A 20132-nucleotide genomic window follows, 5' to 3' on the forward strand; every position below is an offset into this window, starting at 1 on the left:
TTTTTTCCAATTTCATACGTAATTTATTATATTTCAAGACATGATCTCCAATAATAGTTTAATTTTCAAGCAGAAGGGTCTCCAGGATTGAACTTTATACGAATGAATGCAATGCAAAGCAATAAAATCGGCAACATGATTTGTATTAGAGGAAGAACATATGGAATATAATACTCCCTCCCGATTTCTAAAGATTGAACAAAACTAGTTGCACTTACTAATGATAAGGGAGTAATAATGGTACCCAAAGCAAGTAGTACCGATTTAATATGATTTAGCTTGAATAATTGAGAGATCGCAAATGCAGCTCCGAATGTCCAACATCCAACCTTAAAAAATACTCCTACTACCATAATCAAAATAATCAATGCATCAAATCGTTCAAGAAAATCCCCAATAGAAACCATCTGTGTAGCTGAAAGTAGAGGGAAATTATTCCGGCTGTAAATTTCTGGACCTAATATAGAAATCATCATAATTGAATTAACCATTAACAGTATGCCACCAATTAATATGATGGACATACCTACTTTTCTGTTTATCTGTTTATTGTTTAAAAAAGGAAAAAACATCATTGAGATAATTGTCTCTCCAAATGGGAAGTTTATGACACCAAGATATACCTCTTTCAATATTGGTTTTATACCGTTTCCTAATACAGGGGTAAGATTTTTAAGATTGAAATCTTCTACACTAAGTAATAAAATCCAAATCACAACTATTGACATAATGTAAATTGGAAAGACCAATTCCCCCATTCGACCAAAAGTCTCAACTCCACCACGAAGACAATAGATCACTAACACCATAAAGCTTCCTATCAAAACGACGGTTGGGGTTTCATCTAAGATTGTCGAGTTAAGCAATTCCCCAAGATTTCGACATACTCTTGCTGCATTATATATAAATTCTAAAATATAAATCATGATGACTGGATAAGAAAGGTACTTTCCGATAATTTTAGGAATCATAGAGACCAATGTATCATCAGGATAATAGGATGATAATTGCGTAAAAACCCCCATTAATAACAGACTGCTTATCATCCCAATCCCAATAACCAACCATGCATCCTGCTTAGCTTCTGTACCTAATCCCAAAATAATCGTGGTTCCTAATTCAAATCCAACTATGACATAAAAGAATTGAAGTACACTTATTTTTTGTTGTTGCATAATGATCTCCCTAGAACGATTTTCCATTCTTGCTCATTATTTCCGGGATATAACACTTTATGCAAACTTCTAGCAATAAGGAATTTGTAATTTACTACTGCACTCTTTCTTCCATCTTTACTTGTACCCAAGTTGAAAACTTAATGCCCTTCTTTCCAGCAAGCCGATAAAATTCATCAAGTACTTTCGGATCAACGGTGATATTTACCCTCTCTTTCACCAACATTTATCCCCTCCAAGGTTTGTACTCTTTGGAAATAATTGTCTGATAATTACCAGTAAATATCAATACACATGAGTGTTAATTAATATATATTTATGTTCATCTTTTGTGCCAAAGATGACGCATTATCATCTACTTTTTGGACGAAATCTTCCTTAAGTTGTTTTTAATCCATCCGTAAAGGATACACGGAATGAAACTTTTTGTCCTAAATCCCTAATATCTTTCCTTACAAACGTTTTATTGGTATTATCCCAAACATCCACAAACATAACGTTTGTATTCCCGTCTGTATTTGGCTTGTAATAGGAAAGTCTTGCTATATCTGTTTCGGCGGTCATTACTTCAATGAAATGAATATCTTCATTTCCGTTGAAGTACAATCCCATTTGGGAAGTCGTTATAGCAGGAGAACTATTATCAAATCTTGTTGATTTTCTAACAGTAACAGCAATTCCGATATCCACTGCTCCTGTTTTATCGCCTGTGCCTGTTGTAGTAAACACACATACTTTTGGCTTCGTTCGATCTACGGAATTTCCGTTAGGATGAAAGAACCATTCATCTCCTTCTACAACACATGTTCCATCAAAATCACTGTTTGTAATAGCTGCGTGGGCAAAAACGTTAGCTTTACCTTTACATAGACCAACTTTGTTTTCTACTCCGTATCTCATGTGGACTTGATAAACCGAGTAGGCTTCATTACAATAGTTTCTGTACATTTCGTTATTAAGTGCATTATTTGTACCCACATGAACTAAACTGTGTCCTATTTCAAAGTAATTCTCTTTTATGTCATTGTCAGCAGCATGATATAGAACAATTCCAACTTTGCATGGTTGAAAAATAACGTCATGTATTTTACTCTGTAAAAGAGAAAAACCGTTTATCCCAAAGTAAGAAATATCTTCAAACCATATTTTATCGAACGTTAATGTTGTACAGCGTGAATTCGTATCCCATAATGACCCAGGTAAATACCCTCCATCTTGACAATCCACTCCAATACCGCACCTTTTGAATTTCATATTGTAGAATGTACTGTTATATGCACCATAGATAGTCAAAGCAATTTTCCATCCTACAAACTCACATTCGGTGAATGTAATACCTTCTGGGGCTGTGATTTTATTGGTGTCTTCTTTATTTGTAATAGTCCAATAAAAAGTATCAATGTCCTCAAAATTTACCGTACCCAGCGTAGTCCATTGAGTGTAATCTTTATTCCAAAATCCAGTACCATTCATTTTTTCAGTACTGTCCGTTGCACAGATATTATTAGGTGTAGTGGTTTTATTCCCGATATAAACACGTTGTCCATATTTCCTTTTAACATCTGGATTAGTAACTAAAGAGTCATAACTTTGACCAGCTTGTGAAGCGTTCCAATATGAGGTTTTGTCACTTTCAAAAATTATACCTTTAATAAATGAAATGTCATACCTACGACTTCCATCTGTTTCATAATTTTTGAAATTATGTCCTTCATTAAATAACAAAGTCGCTTTATTCCCTACCATATTACATTTAAGTATGATTGAATTTGTTCTAATGGTAAGGTTTCCTAGATTCAAAACAAGATTATTTTCGTAGCAATAGTCAATGGCAGACTGAATCGCTTGGGTATCATCATTTACTCCATCACCTTTTGCTCCGAACAACTTTACGTTTATCGCAATTTGTGCCAACTGTGACGAAAAATCATCCAGACGATCACGCAAAACAGGGAACCCTCCACGAGAGTCAACTACTTCACTAGGCTGTGGAGTACCAATAATCAAATCGTCTACTCGTTTTTTCTGTGCTTTTATATCCGTATCAACATCGTTAAAATTAGCATTTAAATCATTACGGAACACCCTATCAAGGAATGATCCTAAAACTTTATATTTACCATTTAAGAACCTCCTCTATAGGGTGTAAAAACGGAAAGCAAATGAAATAGTAAAACTTCCGCTTGTTCCTGTTAATTGAAAATCGTTATATCCCGGTGCTAAAGTAATAATTTTGTGATTTGTGTTTCGAAATATAGTTAATCCGTTTTTGGTTGAACGAATACCATCAAGCTTGATTTCATCACCTATATTTGATGTACCTGTATAAGCCCACTCATCACCATTAGTAACGTTCTTTATTTTCAAATTTGTTGATGCACCTTGAAAAGCAATAGTTAATGGTATCGTCCTTGGATCAATTGTCACTCCATCGGCAGCATTATAAATTTGAAATGTACTCGTACTGTGAGTGTACATTGTTTCATCCAGTGTTAACCCTTGTCCGGTTTGCCACAATTCTGAGTCAAAGGTGAGTGGGTCTAAGGTGGTTCCTATTGATTCTGCATATCCTTTTCCACAAATGAAATCTAAATCAAAAAATCCATAATGTAATATTTGTTCAGGTTTAAAAACTGTATTACATTTAACTTCCCATCTTTTTCCTGATTCCCTTTCATCAATTAGATAAAAGGATTCTTTAGATGAGAATATACGGAAAATTTCATTTCGTAATAATGGATAATCTAACAAATCATGTGCTGTAAATTGAAACTTTCCAGTTAATATTCTTGCACCGATTGTAGTACCCAAGTCAATTACCCCATCAGCACCATCTATTTCTTCGTATTGAGTCCGATATTCAGGAGAAGAAACGATAAAGTCTAGAGTTTTTATTCCTAGATTACTTAAATCGTATATTGTACCATCTTTACGAATAACTGTTAGATTCATAGTTTCACCCCTGTGTATCTGACTTGGTTACTGAAATTAGAAGCTTGCATATCATCAATATGTGGATGGATTGCTCTTGCAATTTCATAACTATCAAGATTAAGTACAACTTCAAAAGGTTGTCTATTCGTTCCTTCTTGTGTTACTCCGTGATATGCATTTGAGGTATTTGTGTCAAAATTAATACTAGGCATTGATAATAAGTCACCCATTAACCCTTTAACCATAGGAACTGCTTTATCAATACTGTCTGTGATGGGTCCCCCAAAATCTAACTTATCCAAATCTGATAAAGGTCCCTCTTTAGCTGGTGAAAATGGTAAGAAATCACGGGCTTTCTTTGCAAGACCTTTTACTGCATCAAGTACAGCACCAGCAGCATTTTTTATCCCATTTGCCATCATTTCTATAAGTCCCTTACCAGCGTTAAAGAAAGTCTTACCTAATCCTGTCACAAAACTAACTACTTTATTAAATCCAGTGGATACAAGATTTTGTACTTTTGAGATACCTGTAGTAAACAATCGAACCGCAACATCCCATATTCCTGAGAATAAAGTTTTTAGCGTTACTGCGACTCCTTTTATTCCCTTTACTAATCCACCGATAAATGTTAATTGGACAAATCCAAGTAAGAATTGAACAGCACCTTTTAAAATCTGCTTGGTCGCTTCCCACAATTTACCCCAATCTCCTGTAAATAGAGCAGAGAAAAATTTTATTATTCCTAGAATAATATTTATAGCTCCATTGATTGCTAATTTAATAGCCTCCCATGTTGAAATTACCAACGCTTTTACAACTGGCCATACAACTTTCATAATTGCACCAATGACCGTTAACGCTACCTCAATTACTTTAGAAATAACATTCCATACATTTTGACCAGCTTGGAGTATCATTTGTCCATTTTCACTCCAAAATTGAAGGACTTGTGACATTTTATCCTGAATAAAGGATTGAATTGCTGTTAGAACTGGTGTAATAACATTATTCATAAGCCAATTCCAAGCGGTCAGAGTTGCTGTTTTAATAGTTTCCCATGCTAATAATACTGCATTTTTAAACCAATCTGTTTTCGTCCACAATGCCCATAAAGCGACACCTATTAATGCAATAGCACCAGCAACTAATAGAACCGTACCCATCATAGAAGCTAATCCTGTAACTAGTGGAGCAATCATCATCCAAACGGATGCAAAGGCTGCTCTCATTCCCATGAACAATCCAATTCCTATTGCAAGTGGACTTAAAATAAGGGTTAATATAGGGATTAACATTAAAAATCCCTGTATAAGTTTAGCCAATACAGGGTGGGCTTCATTAAATTTAATTACTAAATTTGCAATCCATGTAATAAACTCATAAACCTTTGTCATTACTGCTCCGAAAACGTCTACCATCGGTTGAAATGCTTCTCTGACTGCTGAACCCATTTCCTCAAAGGCTTGTTTGTATCCAGGAACACTATCCATAGCCGCTTTATGTAATGCAGAAAACATCAGAGCGTTTGCTACTACTGCTGCCATTGCAACCATTTGAAAACGCATTAAACCACCAGTAATAAGTCTTTGCATTTTTAGCAAATCTTTCATACTTGCAGTGGGTCCCAACATCTCTAAAGCCAATGCCGCTGGTTGACCTCTTTGTGCTATACGTTCCATTCCACCACTAATCCTAAGCAATCCATTGTTGACACGATATAAAGGGTTATTCATACGGTCAAAATTAGCTTCTATTGCACTACTTTGTGTACTAGCTGCTAACATTGTAGCAATCCCTTGAATAAAGCCCATTCTAGCCATGTTATTGTTAGCAATCATTTGGTCATTTACTTGTCTATTTCTATTGCCCAATTGAGTTAATTCATCCATGAAATCACGAGTTGAACCTTGATACTCGGACATACCTTCTGCCATTTGAAAAAACTCGTATTGTATTTCCTGTTGTTGTTCTCGAAAAGGTGCTAAAGCTTCTGTATTTCGTTGTGCTGCTGCTCTCATTTCTGAACTCATGTTTCTCCAGTTTCTAGACATCTCACTGGTACTAACACCCATATCCTGAGCCAATGTAGACATTGAAGCACCCACTGAGCGAACATTATTTTCTATTCGTCTTGTACCTCTGTCAAACTCAGTTGTATCAGCACCAATACGAACAGCTAACTCAGCTATTGTTGTCATTATTATTTCACCCCCAATTGTTTCTCTAGTTTATCAAGTATTTTTTTACTTTCTTCTGGGGTAGTCGTTTTCTTTTCAGTGTTCAATTTATTAATTCTTTCAGGATTATATAAATCAGTTGGTTTTACCGTCTTCTTCACTTGAGCAGATAGCAACCAACTACCTAAAACTGAATACTCTCTCATACGCAATTCATGCATTGATTTTATTTCTTCAACACGTCTATTCTCTCGCCATTGCCATCCCTCATATAGTTCAATGAATTCAGCAGGAGTAAGTTTCCACAAAACATCGTGGCTTAGATTAAGAGCACCAAACGCAATTTCTTTAATCCATGCCCAATCTAAGCCACCGTTTAGTTTTTTTCGTTTTTATTATTTGAAAGTAATTTAAAGGCTTTTGAATTAAATAAAGCGTCAATTGCTGTTTCTGTTAACTTCTCAAAATCAAACTCTTCATTTTTCTCAAGATCATCTTGTAACATCTTTCCAACATGGAAAGGTTTTAAACTTGGATTTTTCCAAAGCATACCTGCCCAAAAAATATTTCTAACTGTATTAAAACCAATTGTCTCGTCAGTTACGATCCCATGAATCCCTTTATTGTAGAATTGTTCTAGTTCAGAAATTCCATTAAAGTCAAATTTTAAAACATGATCTTCCCCATTTAACGTAACTTTTTTATAAGTTGCTTCGCTCATATTTCCACCTCATTAGTTTTGTTTGAATAAAAAAAAGCCCATAGAAAAAACTATGGACTAAAATTAAATTAGGCTACTGGAGTTGTTGGAATACCTACTCCTTGGAATTCAACCGAATACGTAGCAGATTCTTCGTATCCTGCCTCCAGTTCTTTAGAAGTAATAATTGCCAATCCTTCTTCTACTGCTTGACCTTCTTCTTGAATACGAAGTTTTACTTTTTTACCTTGTCTCATAGCTGTTTTAAGTGCCGTGTAACCTTCATCATTTTTCACATAAAGACCATCACAACTAACAGTCCAACCATACCTTCCTGGTACATAATCATAACCAGTGTCAGATTTGGTTGTTGTATCGATAGCCTCAACCTCCTCTGAAAAAGTTGCTGACTGCTGACCTCCAACTACCGTCCAATCTGCAACACCAGTTGGAGTTGTAAGTAATGCATCTAAATCCACCATTACTAAAATATCTTTACCTTGTACTTTTGCCATTTATATCACTCCTATTGTGAGATTCTAAATCTTAAACGCATTACTCCATGACGAGTTATACCGTCTGGATCATCAAATACTTCCATTAATTCGACTTTTGAAAAGTCAATAAAAAATCCACCTTCAATTGAAAGTGGTTGAGAAAGAGATTCAAGTATTAAGTTCATTATTTCTTTTGCTTCTTTTTTCCCATCATACCTAGACCAAATATGGAGAGTATGTGTAATTTCTTCACCTATTGTTGTTTTGGTTGACCAATCACTTGCAGTATCTTCACCTAACGCAATATAAGGATAAGATTGATTTTTAGGAACAGCGTCATACACACCTGTAACTTTTGATAATAAGTTAGAATCATTGGATAAACGATTATAGAGACTAGTTTGTAATTGTAATAATGCTGTCTTCATCGTGTATCACCTAATGCTCTTTCTAACTCATCTATATATTGATTTTTCTCCTCTTCCCAAGCTGGAAAAAGAAATGGCTGGGCAGGTGATCCAGGATGATTAACTTCTTTACCGAAAAAGCTATTCCCATCACTTAATATTGAAGCGTCTTTGACCTCAATTTTATGAGGAGCAGAACCAAATTCTACCGAAGCAGCATACTCAATTTCTGTAAAAATCTTTGCACTTAATTCATCAGGTGAAATATCAACACTGATTGAACGCTTTAAAGCTCCGCTTAAGACTGGACTGCGTTGTTTTGCGTTGGCTTGGATTTGTAAAGCTGTATCTTTAATAATATTCTTTACGTCCTCTTTTTTCTCAACTTCATAGTCTTGAATATTCCTTATTGCTTTCTCTAAACCTTGAAGTCTTACATTCACTCTCATTTCATCACCTAATTTCCACTACACATTAATACCATGACTTCATTTAACCCACCTTGATCAATTACGGTATCAATTGTTAAAGGTTTTTCTTGATATAAAACCCTCATTTTGTTGGTAATTTCCATATCGAAATCAATAAACACTTTATAGTTAATTTTAGATTCAATTTGTTGTGCCTGAAAAAAAGTTGTTCCTGATATGGGTTGAACAAAAGCCTCAACATTTTTAAAAAGAGTCCAATCCTTTTTATGACCACCTGAGCCATCAGGAACTTTAGTTTCAATTTGAATATCAATTAAGTGTGGGTATTCAATCATACTCTTATCCTCGAATACGGTTGTAACATTCTTAAGATTGAAGGTGGAAAATCTAAACTATAAGAATAGGAAACTTCTCCAAATGAACTTGAAGAGACACCAGACTTATTCAAATTAAACTCAATCATTTTAGCAATTGCTAATTTAACACCACCTGGTAATTCTCCAGTACTTAGAGACTGGTTATTACAATATTCCTTCACATAATCAATATACAATGGAATAACTGTATCAATGTATACGTCATGTTTACTATCTGTCCTACCAAGAATATCTTTAACTTCTTGTAGATTCATTTAGCATCACTCCTTATCGGATGCTTTAGATTTAACTTTTGAAACAGATTGCTTTTTAGGCTGTTCAACTTCAGTTTTAACTTCTTCATAAGAAGGGTCATTTTGACAACGTTTAATATGGTCTTCGTCTACAACTTCCCAAACAAGACCAGTTTCTTTATTTTTAAAAAACATTTAAACACCTCATTAAAAAAAGAGTAGGAGAATAACCCCTACTCAATTAGTTTTATTATTAAGCTACAGTTGCAGTTAATACAGCGAGTGCTTCAGGACGAAGTACACTAGTACCATATACCATTAGTCCACGTACACCATCAGCAAATGAACTTTCTAAGCGGAGTGCCTCAGTTTCATCAATTTGCTTACCGTGTCCGATTGCGCTTTTATGTAATGCAACAATTTTATATTTACCAGTTACATTTGCAATTTCTTCAGAAACTACAACTTGCATACCATTAATTTTTTGACCTTCAACAACACCATTTTCAAGTACAACTGGTTGATTTGTGAAACGAGAATCTTTAGAAAGAAGACCTAAAACATCTGAGTTAATAACAACGAAACGACCAGCTTTAGGAACTTTCTTTTTATTCAATTTTGTTCCAAGGTCTACGATGTAATCATAAACATTAGCCTTATCAAGTGCAATTGGAGTTGTGTCGTTACCGATAGCATTGTCAGCATGAGCACCAGTGTATAATCCTAAAACATAACGGTCAATAGTCTCTTGAAGAGTTGCTCCTGCTTCAGAAGTGTGAGCGTCAACTAAATCACCAGCAGCTTGAACCTTATCAACATCATCAACTTTAAACGCAAAATATTTCTTTTGATCCATGTTTACATCTACTTTAGAAGTAGTAAGTTCGTCAAATGTAACGTTTCCAGCGTAATCCTTAACTGCTACAGCACCAACTTTATTGAAAGTAATAGTTTTACCGCTGATTTCAGTTGGAGGAGTTGTAATTAAATCTGCAATAGATGCCTTATGAAAATTTTCTAATAAACGTGCTTCCCAAATTTGTGGAATGAAAGTAGTTACTGCCATATAATATCACCTTGTCCTTGTAGTTTTTTAATTTTGATTTAATACTTTTTGAATTGCGTCCCAATTTTTATTAATTTCTTCAGGACTCATGTTTTTAATTGCTTCCATTGTGAAAGTAGTCCCTCCACCGCTTCCAGCAGGAGGAGTGTACGAACCTTGTAATCTTTCATCAACTTGTGTTTTTACGTAAGTTTGCATTACATCTTCAAAAGTTTTTAGATTAGTAACCGTTGAATCTTCATCCTGTCCAATGAAAAAGTCAATAATTTGAGTCGGTATTTTCTTTTCAGTTGCAATAGTTAATGCTTTGTTTTTCAACGACTCTCTTGTCTTTTCATTTTCCATTTGTTGCAGCTGAGCCTTGATTTTTTCAAGTTCAAGTTGTTCAGGTGTTTTTGAAGGATTGCGTTTTTGGATTTCTTGATCAATAAGTGAAGGCATTGTTTTCATTTTGAATGTTTCTAAACCCTTAGAAAAATGCTTATCCTTCTCACTATCAAGCCATTTCCTGATATCCTCTTTTTCATTAACTAATCTCTGTAGGTCATCAATTCCGAATTCTTGTTGTGGAACATACTGCTTAACCACCCCAAGTACGTCCTGATTTTCCTTGTTTTCATCTAAAAACTTTTTGATTTCTTCTAAATTCATTTAATTTTTCTCCTTTGTGCCCTTCTAACACTTATTAGCCCTAGAAGTGCAAGTTATTTTTAAAATAAAAAACACCTAAAATAGGTGCTTAATTAAATCCTTTATGTTTCATCCAATCATCATAATTGGAATAATCAATAACAGGTTTTACCCCATCTTCATTCTTGATATTTTCCCTTTTCTTTTTAGGAGTCCATCCATCAACAATAGGGATAATATCTGACCTACATTGTACATGTGTTTCTTCTGGTATCTTAGGGTGATCTCCAAAGTTATAAACTTTTCCATCATGCTCACGACAAAACTTACTGGTTTTCTTATCCAAAGTTGCGTCAAACATGACCTTCTTAACTCCTTGCTGCTCATAAGCAATGTCCTGAGCCTGTCTAGTGACTCTTGCAACCTCATTATTTATCAGTCTCTGAGATTCATAAGCTGTAACACCAAAAATACGTTTAACTTCACGAGCCAATTTTTTAGGATCAGTACCTTTTATTAAAGCCTGTTCTACACTGTGTCGGACTTGTTTCACTAATTTCTCTTTGTTTTTCCAAATCCTATCACCAAACATTTCCTCTTTTATAGGTGTATTAACAAGTGCTTTAATTTGATTTTCTTTTAATTTACTAATTTTTAAAGGATTATCTAAACCAGCTTCAAGAAGATAATTAGTTCGATAATAAGATTCTACTGCTGTATCATTAAGTATCTTTGTTGTTACTTCAATATCCTTATTCCCCATTACCTTAGCTTGTTTTAATAATGTTTTATCCAATTGTTTTAGTAGTTTGTATCTGTCTTTCTTCGATACCTGTAACTGACCATCCACCATGTAACCCATAAGTAAATTATTAATATCCTTTTGAACTGTTTTTAAGGATAAATTAAACACCTTAAACAATCCGGGTAGATTACCAGTTATTATTGACTCAATGAATGTCCTTATTAGCTGTAGTTACTTAATCATTACCTATCGCATCCAAATCAACTTCACTTTCCATTAATGTTTCACGTTCTTTTAAGTACTTTTGATACTCAACAGAAGGATTCTCAACAAATGGGAAAAGGCTGTATAGAGTCTCATAAGCAAATATATCCTTCAATTTAGAAGCAATATCTGCTAAGTGTAGAAGATCATTAGGAACGTTCATTGTGAATTTCTGTGAAATTAAACGATAATCGTATTCAATATTTTCTCTAATTCTAAGTATGTAGAAATATTCTTTTAATCTAGATTTAATACATTGCTCAAGCATGGTATGAATAGTTGAACACTTATTAGAAAGTGTGATTAAACGTCCCTGTAAGGCTGAACCGCTTGTATTACTGGAAAGTTTCTCATTAGTATCAATGTGAGACGCTTGTTTATAGATGTTTTCTTTGATTTCCTTCAATGTGCTATTTGCAAACTGATCAGGTAAATTCTTAATCAGATAATCAATATCTGCACCAGTTTGTAGTTCAATTACACCCTTTTCGACCATTTTCGAAATATCATCTTCTGTTTCAAACCTTGTGCCAATAACTTTAATCAGTGCCATACGGAAATCGCTCAACTCATTACACATATTACTGATTGTAGTGTTATATGCATCTACCAAGTCCTTAATATCATCTAACATACTTTTCCGTTCTGTATTAGCTTCCACAACAGTAACCGGAACATTAATAAAGGCATGAGTACTCTGACCTTTAGTTATTAATTCATCCCCATCAACTTCATAATGTTGGACAATCTTATTAGGTAAATATACATCTACCTTTTCAACCTCTGAGAATTGATTTTCTTTGTAAAAATGCATGGCTAATTGTACTGTTCTATCTGCATCATTACCTTCAAGAACAAAACAGTTTAATGGTGTTAATACAGTTGCCTTGAATTCATTATCTTTTAAATATCTCAATTCATAAGCATGACCAAATGTATTAACTTTGAGCATTAATTTTTGATTATGTACCTTTTCCCAAGTGGAAAAATCTAAGTCAATTCGATCAATGTACTCTGGATTAGCTGTTTTATCAATGTAATTAACTGGGTTTGATAACGAAAAAGCTAATTCATCCTGAAGGAATTTTTTAAACCAGTTAACTACAATTTTCATGTTCGCTCTTTTTGGATTGAACTTATAAGTAGATAAAATATCATGCTTACCATCGTAATAATCTTGGTATTTTTGTTTTTCTAATTGTTGCTGCCTAAATGCTTCTAGGCATTTTATTAATAACTCTTGTGTAACTTCCACTTAATCACTCCTTTCTAGAGTCCGATTGCTGATCTATCATAAAGTTTTATTGGACGGATTATATTTATCTCATCAATACTTGCGTCAAACATTTCAACAACATCGGCAGCATCATCATGACCAATCTTAGAGCCTTTATAATCTAATATCTGTTGCCAAAATTGTTCATCCTCTTCACAAAAAATGATAAAGCCGTTATTGACTTTACCAGCAATTGAACGTATACGATTTTCTTTGTTACTATATTGTCTTTTTTCAGTAACTTCAATGTGACGTTTTCTAAGTTGTGGATCATTTTCAATTAACTTCTTCAATTCTGCTTCAAATCTACCTTGGAAGGTGTTCTTTTCAATGAGTACATGCGTAACGTCATCATATTTCTTTAACAAATCAAAAACAGTTGCAACAGAATCATCGAATTCTTTTTTATACAATAACCCTTTTCTTATATATCTGTTACCAGTATGAGATTTAGAACCTAAACACACTGAAGAATAATCGTGTCTATCCTCTATTTCAACAGCACAGTCAACAGTAATCATTGTCTTTTCAAATTCTAACTTTTCCATTTCTTCACGTTTCATTTTCTTAATGTTAAAGAAACATTTACTACCAGTTAGGATAGAGGCATCGTTCATCATTTCCTGCTTCATCGCAATTGGATCAGAGTAATATTTGATTGCTAATTCTAAAGGATGCCATTTATCTTCCCAAAGAACAGGGAATTTCATTTTGTCCTCATTCTCATAGTAGTAAGATTTAGAATCAGCTTCAGAATATGGATTCTTATTGTCATAATAAATTTCTTTGAATCTAGTCCAATATTCATTAGCAAACATTTTATCTATATCATCAACTAAGATTGCTCTACCTACAATCGATTTATATTGTGGGTCTTTAAGTAATGTTGAAATAAAGCAATCAGCAGCTAAAACAGTTCCACTGATAATAAACTTTGTTCCTGCTTTCACTTTCTTACCGTTACGGATAACAGGCTCATCACCAGCGAAAAGAATATCCTTCTTATAAACTTCCATTTTCTTCTTCTTAGCTTCATCTGTAAGAACATCGGCTAATCCTTGAGTATCGTCTAAATATACATGTGTAGGACGTTTTCCCATGTGCTTCTTACCACGAATAGAGGAAGTAGAAGATAATGCTAATACCTTACAATTGTTTGTAAAGTGTATCTCATTCTTATTTACTGTGAACCGTTTAGAATCGATTAATTGACCAAATGTATACTGAATATAAGGATTCTCTTCAAATTGCTTTCTAACCTCAAAGATAAATTCCTGGGCATCTGCTTCAGTTTTACCTATGATGACCTGAAAGAAAGCACCGTAACAAACTTGATGGATTGAAGTTGCAAAAGTTGATATGGTTGTCTTAGCAAAACCTCTTGGTAAACAGAGAATCATTTTATCTACTGTATCCTTAATGACACAATCAGATAACAATTTCCAGCACTCTAAATGAGTTGGTGACAATTTACGTGCTAGATTATTAGGCTTGGGAACAAATGTATCCTGTAGATAGAACATGCAGAAGAATTCTAAATCCCTACGACCTAATTCATAAGCGAGTGAGTTAGAACCGAATAGATAATCGTTTTTCGATTCCTGAGATTTAATTTGATTATCCTGAATCAGTTGTAAGGCTTTATCTTTGCCAAATTTCTTAGTTAAATATTTTGCTAATAGTTGAAGATTTTCTTTAGTATGTATGATTTCTGTTGATATGAGTTACACCTCCCAACCTTGAAAGGATAAAAGTATAGAACTACGTACTTGATTATGAATAAATGATTTATTGTATTTTTTTTAATCCCAAGAAAAATAATAATTTAAAGTTAATATTTAGGAGATGATTAAAATTGACTTATAGTAATAAAATTAAAAGTATTCTTGGTGTTGATGTGCGCGCTCGTTATCTTAATGAAGACGATCTAATTCATGATCCTTTCAAATATCCTATAATCCATAAACAAATAAATGGAAAAGTAATTGTTCCACTTGATTTAGTAAGATTGTGGCAGAAATAAAGTTTACAAAATATTGACTACCTTACGGATTACGTGTTTAAAAATTGTTTAAATATGATTGACGATCGGAATTTCCTCCGAATTCTAGAGTCAATTTTGTCGTAAGAACACCCAAACTAACTCCCCAATTTTGGGTGTTCATTTTTGTCGCAATTTTTGTCAAGTTTGGAACAATAAAAAATATTATAAAAAATTGTGTAGATAATCCTAACTAAATCTGAAAATTTTAGATTCAGAAGATACCCCACCAAATAAAAAAGACCATCAAATAATTTAATGATCAGCTTTACATGGGTATTAAAGTAAGGGAAAATAACATTATAAATATTGTTTTTATCCTGGTAAATCGCTGCTTTTATTCACTATTTCATGCAGTATAATTGATGTATAAAATAATGTATATTAACTAGCAGCTTACCACTCTTAACAGATGGCTTTATATCAACGTTTTTTTAGTGTAAAAAGATAATTACGCATAATCATAATTTTACGTAATTATGTATCATTTTACCCCTTAACCCTTACTCTCCCAAGGGATTGACTCAATTACACTCTTGTTTTATTACCGTTTTAACATCCCTTTTCAGCAGTTATCACATGAATAAAAATACAACGATTATTCCTCTTCCTCAATCTGATCAAATACCTCTTTAATATCATTACTATTTAGATTAGAACTGGTTGCTTCAACGGTTATTTCAGCCTTATTAGTAAGCTTCCCTAGTGATCTTTCAATAAAGAACTCATAACCCTTTGCTGCTACCATAGAATTATCAGTCCCTTTGATTAAATCCCAGTAACCATTGACAGCTTCAACTAATTTACTTTCCATTAATTCCTTACCAAAAGTTCTGAATTCACGTTTGAGTCTGTCCACTTCCGCAATAAATTTATCCTGTTTCATGTAGTGGTATAATGTTGTCCTACTAATGCCTACAATTTTCGCAATCTCTTGTTTCTCATGGCTTCCAGTCGCTAATAACTGAGCAGCAGCTTGTTGTTGATGAGTTAATTTTTCCTCATTCATGCCTATTCTCACCCCTTTACAACCCTTACACAATTAAGCGTAATTTTACACCTATTTCTTACCTTCCATCTTATTAATACTTGCTATGATCCTATTTAAATTGTCACCGATTACCCTTGAGTTAGCTTCAAACTGTATCTTGTCCAGTAATCGCTTCTCAACTTGTTTCATTGTTACTTTAGAGTCAGATTCCAATTTAGCAAGTCTACACTGAAAACTAACAACGTCCGTAATAATGACACCTAATGCAACTGGAATAAACGCATCTTTAAAATTAACATCTAATATCCAACTTGTTATAAAGGTTGTACCTGAAATTAAAGCAAAATAGGCAATGACTGTTAACACTCTGGTTAATATGTCTTTCATTCTCTTCATCTCCCTATTCTTTAGACAAAATAAAAAGCATCCATTTAGGATGCTAAAAGTCGGAATCATTATTTAAATATTTTAATACAACTGATTCTTTATTTTGCTTTTTTACCTCTATACAATACTTGATTATTTCAACTTGTGTTTTTGCCCTTGCATGAAAATTAAACATCTTTGTAATATGATTTGAAACTTTAATGATAAAGAAAATAGATAAAATAGCAAAAAGAAAATCTACCCACCAAATATTATTTCCACCCTTGATAATAATACCCACAGATAACATAGTAACAGCGATCATATAAGGTAACTGCTTGGTTCCCTCATCTATCTTATTCTCTGCAATTATGGCTTTTATCTTTAAATATTCAAGAACATCAATTTCAGCTTTTAAAAAATCTTCAATACGTTTCTTATATTTTATTAATTCCTTCTCACCCATAATATCACCTCATTGATATTATAGGACAACACGAATGTTCTATGGAAGAATTATACATGGAAATATTTTCGACAAAAGTAAAAAGCAAATCCCGAAGGACTGCTTTGAAAATTATTGTGATCTTTGAACATACATACAGCTTTTAAATTGTGTTTAATTTGTCTTGTTAATCAATATCTGCATCACGTTCATTGTTCTCAGATATCATTGATTCTAATGCTTCAATTTCTAATTCGATTTCTTTTACTTTGTTAAATAATTCCTTTTGTTCATCTTTGTTTTTTATTTGCATTTTTTCACTCCTCACTAAACAGATAATATTTACTATTCCCTTATTTAGTATGGAGCATCAAAAATCCTGCACAAAAAAAATAAAAGCAATCCCCGAAGGAACTGCTCTAATACTACTTATTAATCCAAATTTTCTTTATTTCCATAAAACTTAACAATTCCTTTACTTGAAACATTTTTATATGCTACTTTGATTGTATTACCACTTATAGTAACGTATTCAGATTGCATCATTAGTTGCACAATATTAGAATCTAATTTTTCTTGAGATCTAACTGTTTTATCCATAATCATTTCAACTACAACTTGTGTCATTATTCTCACCCCCTAACCCATCTATAATTAGACAAGTTAGGAGAAAAGTCCTGCAAAATATGTAAATATTTGTTACAACTTTATGTATTAATTAAGATATTTTATCAAACTCAACATCTTTCCATGTTTTACGAGTTAGGATATTGTAAGCATTAATACGAGTAATATCGTACCTATCAGCAATTTCTTGAGCATATCTTGTGATTTTACCATCGAATTCAGAAAACCCAATTAGAATATCTAAAACATCATCTCTAGAAACTTTATTTCTTGAACGACCTGTTTTTTCCTCTGATAGTCTCTTCTTTAGTTCTTCTGTAAATTGTGCAGTACGACTACATAATTCAAGATTATCTCCATAATTATCTTCACGAATGCTATTTCGATGATGTACAGTAAGACCTAATATTTTCCAAGAATTAATTGGTATTTGTTGTTTAGCAGCCATAACAATTGAATGAATGGTAAAAGATGAAGGTTCACCATCTGCATCGTAAAGTGTGTTCATGTAATAACCTGATTGCTCACTATAACTGGATTTAAGTAGTTTTAATGTCCCTCTTCTATTACTGTAAAGAACACCTTTTTCCACATCAACAAAATAATTTTCATATCCCGGTACTGGTTTTAATTGTTTATCTTCTTTCATTCTTTACTTCTCCCCTTTGTTTAATTTCTCTTTGTAAACACAAAAAAGGACTCCGCAATGCAGAATCCTTTAATAACCATTTATTAATTTATGTATTCGTTGTTGTACCTTTGGTGTAGCTGTATATTTTCGATTAATTAACCGACAGTAAGTACTAGCTGATATACCCAAAAGTTCTCCCATTTGCTTTTGAGAATAGTCATTTAACACTTGAAATACTTTCAATCGATCCACATTGTCTTTAATTTGCAATACCATTGCATTCCCTCCATAAAAAAGACACCTATCGCTATGACGAATAGGTGTTTAGATGTTGGGAGAAGGTAGGGAATAGATTGTCTACCCCTACATTATTATTAAACAGTTATAGAAAAAAAGTTATGTATTTTGGTGTAAAAATATTGATTTTATGTATATATTTATGATATATTTAATATTTATTTATTTTTTCTCTTTCCACTTGTGCTAAACATTTTCTACAAATTGACTTGAATCCAGTTTTATTTCGAGTATCTATCCCAAAGTTATTTAATGTAGCCAGTTTTTCCTTCTCACATTTTGTACACTTTAAGGTATGAGTACCAATTTTGATATTATAGTATGTATCAGCTATTAACCTAGCAATCTTATTTTCTATGATATGTATAATGTTCGCCTTAGACTTGTTTAAACCGTATTTTTCATTTATGTATTTCATGACCAAATTATATGGATTTACTGTACAAGCCTGATTATAAATACAATATCCCTCATGTACATCCAATATCAAGTCCACAATATCCTTTTCCATATCATTTAAACCTGTAAGTTTTAAAGCCTCGTGAAACTCCTCAAAGATATAGTATAGCCCACTGTCTGACTTATCCTTGTAATCATTATGTAAGAGATAGTACAAAGGAAAATACTCTTTATCCTTCTTGTCATAGTCAATCTTAAGTAATGCTGCAACATGCTCCGGTTTCTCTAAATCAAACAAATCATAAATCTGATTATCCACATCTACCCAAGGTATAAGTTGCTTCGCTTTATTTACCTTTATCTTCTTCTGCATTTGTTGGAATAACACATGTAAGGAATATCCCATTTCGTTATAATGCTTTCTAAGTTCATAATACCGTTTCTTAGGAGTAACAGGATGATCCTCATTTCCAAATTGAGTAATCCAGCTTTGTTTAAGGAGTTTTCTTTCCTCTTTAGTGTAATCTTCCATATCAAAGCCATACTTCAAACCTAATTGCTTCCAAGAATCATAACTCACTTTTAAGTCTGGACACTTTTCAAGATTATCTAGGACTTCTTGATTTCGTTGTTGTTTCTTTTCATTCTCGCTTAATTTAAAGGATTTTTGCGACTTAGACAGATAATCATCAACCTTATCAACGTGAACCTCTAATCCTTTTTTAACCGTGTCTGACAGTCCGTTTTCTAAGAAGTCATCTATTACATCTGCATTAAATCCAATAACACGTTTATTTTCTCTATCCTTCCTGCCACGTTCAACTTCATACTTTGACCACACTTCATAATCATCTAAATTTTCATTTCTTCCTTCCCAATCATGCCATTTGTTAAGGACATAATCAGATATGTTATCCAACCCTTTAGCAAGATACGTTTCCTCATAACGAGGATGTTTTTTCTTTTTATCTCCATTTTGCTTTCTGAAAACTGGACTACTTATGTATTCGAAAATTGACTCAATATTAATATCCTGATATTCATCTTCAGTATAGGTAACAACAAACTCATATGTAGTGTAGTCGAATTCTACTTTAACACCATTTTCCAATAATTTATTGACCAGTTCCATTCTCTCTTTAACTGATAAATCATTGTTCAAGTGTGACTGAATTTCCTTAAGCGCTTCTTTATAATTTAAATTTGACATTACAACATTCCTCCATTTTGATTAATTGATTACCTTGATTATGTAAAATTGAAACAATAACAAATTATGTAAATATTAAACTTTTCTACATGGTGTAGATTAGCTGATACAGAACAACAAACAAAACAAGTAAATTTATCCCAATGAGCAAACGGGTTTGCGAATTGTAAATACTGTATATTAATTATGTATCTAATAATGTATATATAA

At 33.0% G+C, this 20132-nt stretch carries 27 protein-coding genes; 1 reads left to right on the forward strand and 26 read right to left on the reverse strand.

Features of this window, described 5'->3' with window-relative positions:
* Window positions 1–65: 65 nt before the first annotated feature.
* From QFZ28_RS21790 to QFZ28_RS21875, 18 genes are all read right to left on the reverse strand, one after another.
* The gene (locus tag QFZ28_RS21790; RefSeq protein WP_307196590.1) at window positions 66–1175 is read right to left on the reverse strand and encodes a GerAB/ArcD/ProY family transporter; all 1110 of its coding nucleotides are present in this window, start codon (window positions 1173–1175) and stop codon (window positions 66–68) included.
* Window positions 1176–1269: 94 nt separating this feature from the next.
* The gene (locus QFZ28_RS21795; protein WP_307196591.1) at window positions 1270–1401 is read right to left on the reverse strand and encodes a hypothetical protein; all 132 of its coding nucleotides are present in this window, start codon (window positions 1399–1401) and stop codon (window positions 1270–1272) included.
* 152 nt (window positions 1402–1553) lie between these two features.
* Window positions 1554–3260, reverse strand: coding sequence for a glycosyl hydrolase family 28-related protein (locus tag QFZ28_RS21800; RefSeq protein WP_307196592.1), 1707 nt, complete (start codon window positions 3258–3260; stop codon window positions 1554–1556).
* A 51-nt stretch (window positions 3261–3311) separates the two neighbouring features.
* Window positions 3312–4127, reverse strand: a complete 816-nt coding sequence (locus tag QFZ28_RS21805; RefSeq protein WP_307196593.1) for a phage tail family protein — start codon at window positions 4125–4127, stop codon at window positions 3312–3314.
* Window positions 4124–6310, reverse strand: a complete 2187-nt coding sequence (locus tag QFZ28_RS21810; RefSeq protein WP_307196594.1) for a phage tail protein — start codon at window positions 6308–6310, stop codon at window positions 4124–4126. Before QFZ28_RS21810 ends, QFZ28_RS21805 begins: the two co-directional genes overlap by 4 nt.
* A gap of 2 nt (window positions 6311–6312) precedes the next feature.
* Window positions 6313–6597 (reverse strand): hypothetical protein, encoded by a 285-nt coding sequence (locus QFZ28_RS21815; RefSeq protein WP_307196595.1) that lies wholly within the window; start codon window positions 6595–6597, stop codon window positions 6313–6315.
* A gap of 68 nt (window positions 6598–6665) precedes the next feature.
* Window positions 6666–7010: a hypothetical protein gene (locus QFZ28_RS21820; RefSeq protein WP_307196596.1), complete on the reverse strand. Its 345-nt coding sequence runs from the start codon at window positions 7008–7010 to the stop codon at window positions 6666–6668.
* Window positions 7011–7078: 68 nt separating this feature from the next.
* The gene (locus QFZ28_RS21825) at window positions 7079–7504 is read right to left on the reverse strand and encodes a phage major tail protein, TP901-1 family (RefSeq protein WP_307196597.1); all 426 of its coding nucleotides are present in this window, start codon (window positions 7502–7504) and stop codon (window positions 7079–7081) included.
* Between the two features lie 11 nt (window positions 7505–7515).
* Complete coding sequence (locus QFZ28_RS21830) at window positions 7516–7914, reverse strand: DUF3168 domain-containing protein (protein WP_307196598.1); 399 nt, start codon at window positions 7912–7914, stop codon at window positions 7516–7518.
* On the reverse strand, window positions 7911–8342 hold the full coding sequence (locus QFZ28_RS21835; protein ID WP_307196599.1) for an HK97-gp10 family putative phage morphogenesis protein: 432 nt from the start codon (window positions 8340–8342) through the stop codon (window positions 7911–7913). The genes QFZ28_RS21830 and QFZ28_RS21835 overlap by 4 nt, the downstream gene beginning before the upstream one ends.
* A gap of 8 nt (window positions 8343–8350) precedes the next feature.
* Window positions 8351–8659: a phage head closure protein gene (locus QFZ28_RS21840; RefSeq protein WP_307196600.1), complete on the reverse strand. Its 309-nt coding sequence runs from the start codon at window positions 8657–8659 to the stop codon at window positions 8351–8353.
* The gene (locus tag QFZ28_RS21845; protein ID WP_307196601.1) at window positions 8656–8955 is read right to left on the reverse strand and encodes a phage head-tail connector protein; all 300 of its coding nucleotides are present in this window, start codon (window positions 8953–8955) and stop codon (window positions 8656–8658) included. Before QFZ28_RS21845 ends, QFZ28_RS21840 begins: the two co-directional genes overlap by 4 nt.
* A gap of 6 nt (window positions 8956–8961) precedes the next feature.
* Entirely contained in the window at window positions 8962–9129 is a 168-nt protein-coding gene (locus QFZ28_RS21850) for a hypothetical protein (protein ID WP_307196602.1), read from the reverse strand.
* A 58-nt stretch (window positions 9130–9187) separates the two neighbouring features.
* Window positions 9188–10000: a phage capsid protein gene (locus QFZ28_RS21855; RefSeq protein WP_307196603.1), complete on the reverse strand. Its 813-nt coding sequence runs from the start codon at window positions 9998–10000 to the stop codon at window positions 9188–9190.
* 27 nt (window positions 10001–10027) lie between these two features.
* Window positions 10028–10651 carry a DUF4355 domain-containing protein gene (locus tag QFZ28_RS21860; RefSeq protein ID WP_307196604.1) on the reverse strand — a complete coding sequence of 208 codons (624 nt, stop codon included), beginning with the start codon at window positions 10649–10651 and terminating at the stop codon, window positions 10028–10030.
* An 88-nt stretch (window positions 10652–10739) separates the two neighbouring features.
* Entirely contained in the window at window positions 10740–11426 is a 687-nt protein-coding gene (locus QFZ28_RS21865; protein ID WP_307196605.1) for a minor capsid protein, read from the reverse strand.
* Between the two features lie 184 nt (window positions 11427–11610).
* A complete protein-coding gene (locus QFZ28_RS21870) occupies window positions 11611–12894 on the reverse strand; it encodes a phage portal protein (protein ID WP_307196606.1) in 1284 nt (427 codons plus the stop codon).
* Window positions 12895–12908: 14 nt separating this feature from the next.
* Window positions 12909–14384: a hypothetical protein gene (locus QFZ28_RS21875; RefSeq protein WP_307196607.1), complete on the reverse strand. Its 1476-nt coding sequence runs from the start codon at window positions 14382–14384 to the stop codon at window positions 12909–12911.
* Between the two features lie 386 nt (window positions 14385–14770).
* Between QFZ28_RS21875 and QFZ28_RS21880 the strand changes: the two genes are divergently transcribed.
* The gene (locus tag QFZ28_RS21880; RefSeq protein WP_307196608.1) at window positions 14771–14938 is read left to right on the forward strand and encodes a hypothetical protein; all 168 of its coding nucleotides are present in this window, start codon (window positions 14771–14773) and stop codon (window positions 14936–14938) included.
* 616 nt (window positions 14939–15554) lie between these two features.
* On the opposite strand, the gene QFZ28_RS21885 is transcribed toward QFZ28_RS21880, so the two are convergent.
* From QFZ28_RS21885 to QFZ28_RS21920, 8 genes are all read right to left on the reverse strand, one after another.
* Window positions 15555–15977 (reverse strand): phBC6A51 family helix-turn-helix protein, encoded by a 423-nt coding sequence (locus QFZ28_RS21885; protein WP_307196609.1) that lies wholly within the window; start codon window positions 15975–15977, stop codon window positions 15555–15557.
* 39 nt (window positions 15978–16016) lie between these two features.
* Entirely contained in the window at window positions 16017–16334 is a 318-nt protein-coding gene (locus QFZ28_RS21890) for a hypothetical protein (protein WP_307196610.1), read from the reverse strand.
* 52 nt (window positions 16335–16386) lie between these two features.
* Entirely contained in the window at window positions 16387–16779 is a 393-nt protein-coding gene (locus tag QFZ28_RS21895) for a hypothetical protein (protein ID WP_307196611.1), read from the reverse strand.
* Window positions 16780–16945: 166 nt separating this feature from the next.
* Window positions 16946–17071, reverse strand: coding sequence for a hypothetical protein (locus QFZ28_RS21900; protein ID WP_307196612.1), 126 nt, complete (start codon window positions 17069–17071; stop codon window positions 16946–16948).
* A 119-nt stretch (window positions 17072–17190) separates the two neighbouring features.
* On the reverse strand, window positions 17191–17385 hold the full coding sequence (locus tag QFZ28_RS21905) for a hypothetical protein (RefSeq protein ID WP_307196613.1): 195 nt from the start codon (window positions 17383–17385) through the stop codon (window positions 17191–17193).
* A 91-nt stretch (window positions 17386–17476) separates the two neighbouring features.
* A complete protein-coding gene (locus QFZ28_RS21910) occupies window positions 17477–18034 on the reverse strand; it encodes a hypothetical protein (RefSeq protein ID WP_307196614.1) in 558 nt (185 codons plus the stop codon).
* A 69-nt stretch (window positions 18035–18103) separates the two neighbouring features.
* Window positions 18104–18292, reverse strand: a complete 189-nt coding sequence (locus tag QFZ28_RS21915) for a helix-turn-helix domain-containing protein (protein WP_307196615.1) — start codon at window positions 18290–18292, stop codon at window positions 18104–18106.
* A 172-nt stretch (window positions 18293–18464) separates the two neighbouring features.
* Window positions 18465–19922 (reverse strand): hypothetical protein, encoded by a 1458-nt coding sequence (locus tag QFZ28_RS21920; RefSeq protein ID WP_307196616.1) that lies wholly within the window; start codon window positions 19920–19922, stop codon window positions 18465–18467.
* Between the last annotated feature and the right edge of the window lie 210 nt (window positions 19923–20132).

Source organism: Neobacillus niacini (assembly GCF_030817695.1).
GTDB lineage: Bacteria > Bacillota > Bacilli > Bacillales > Cytobacillaceae > Neobacillus > Neobacillus niacini_F.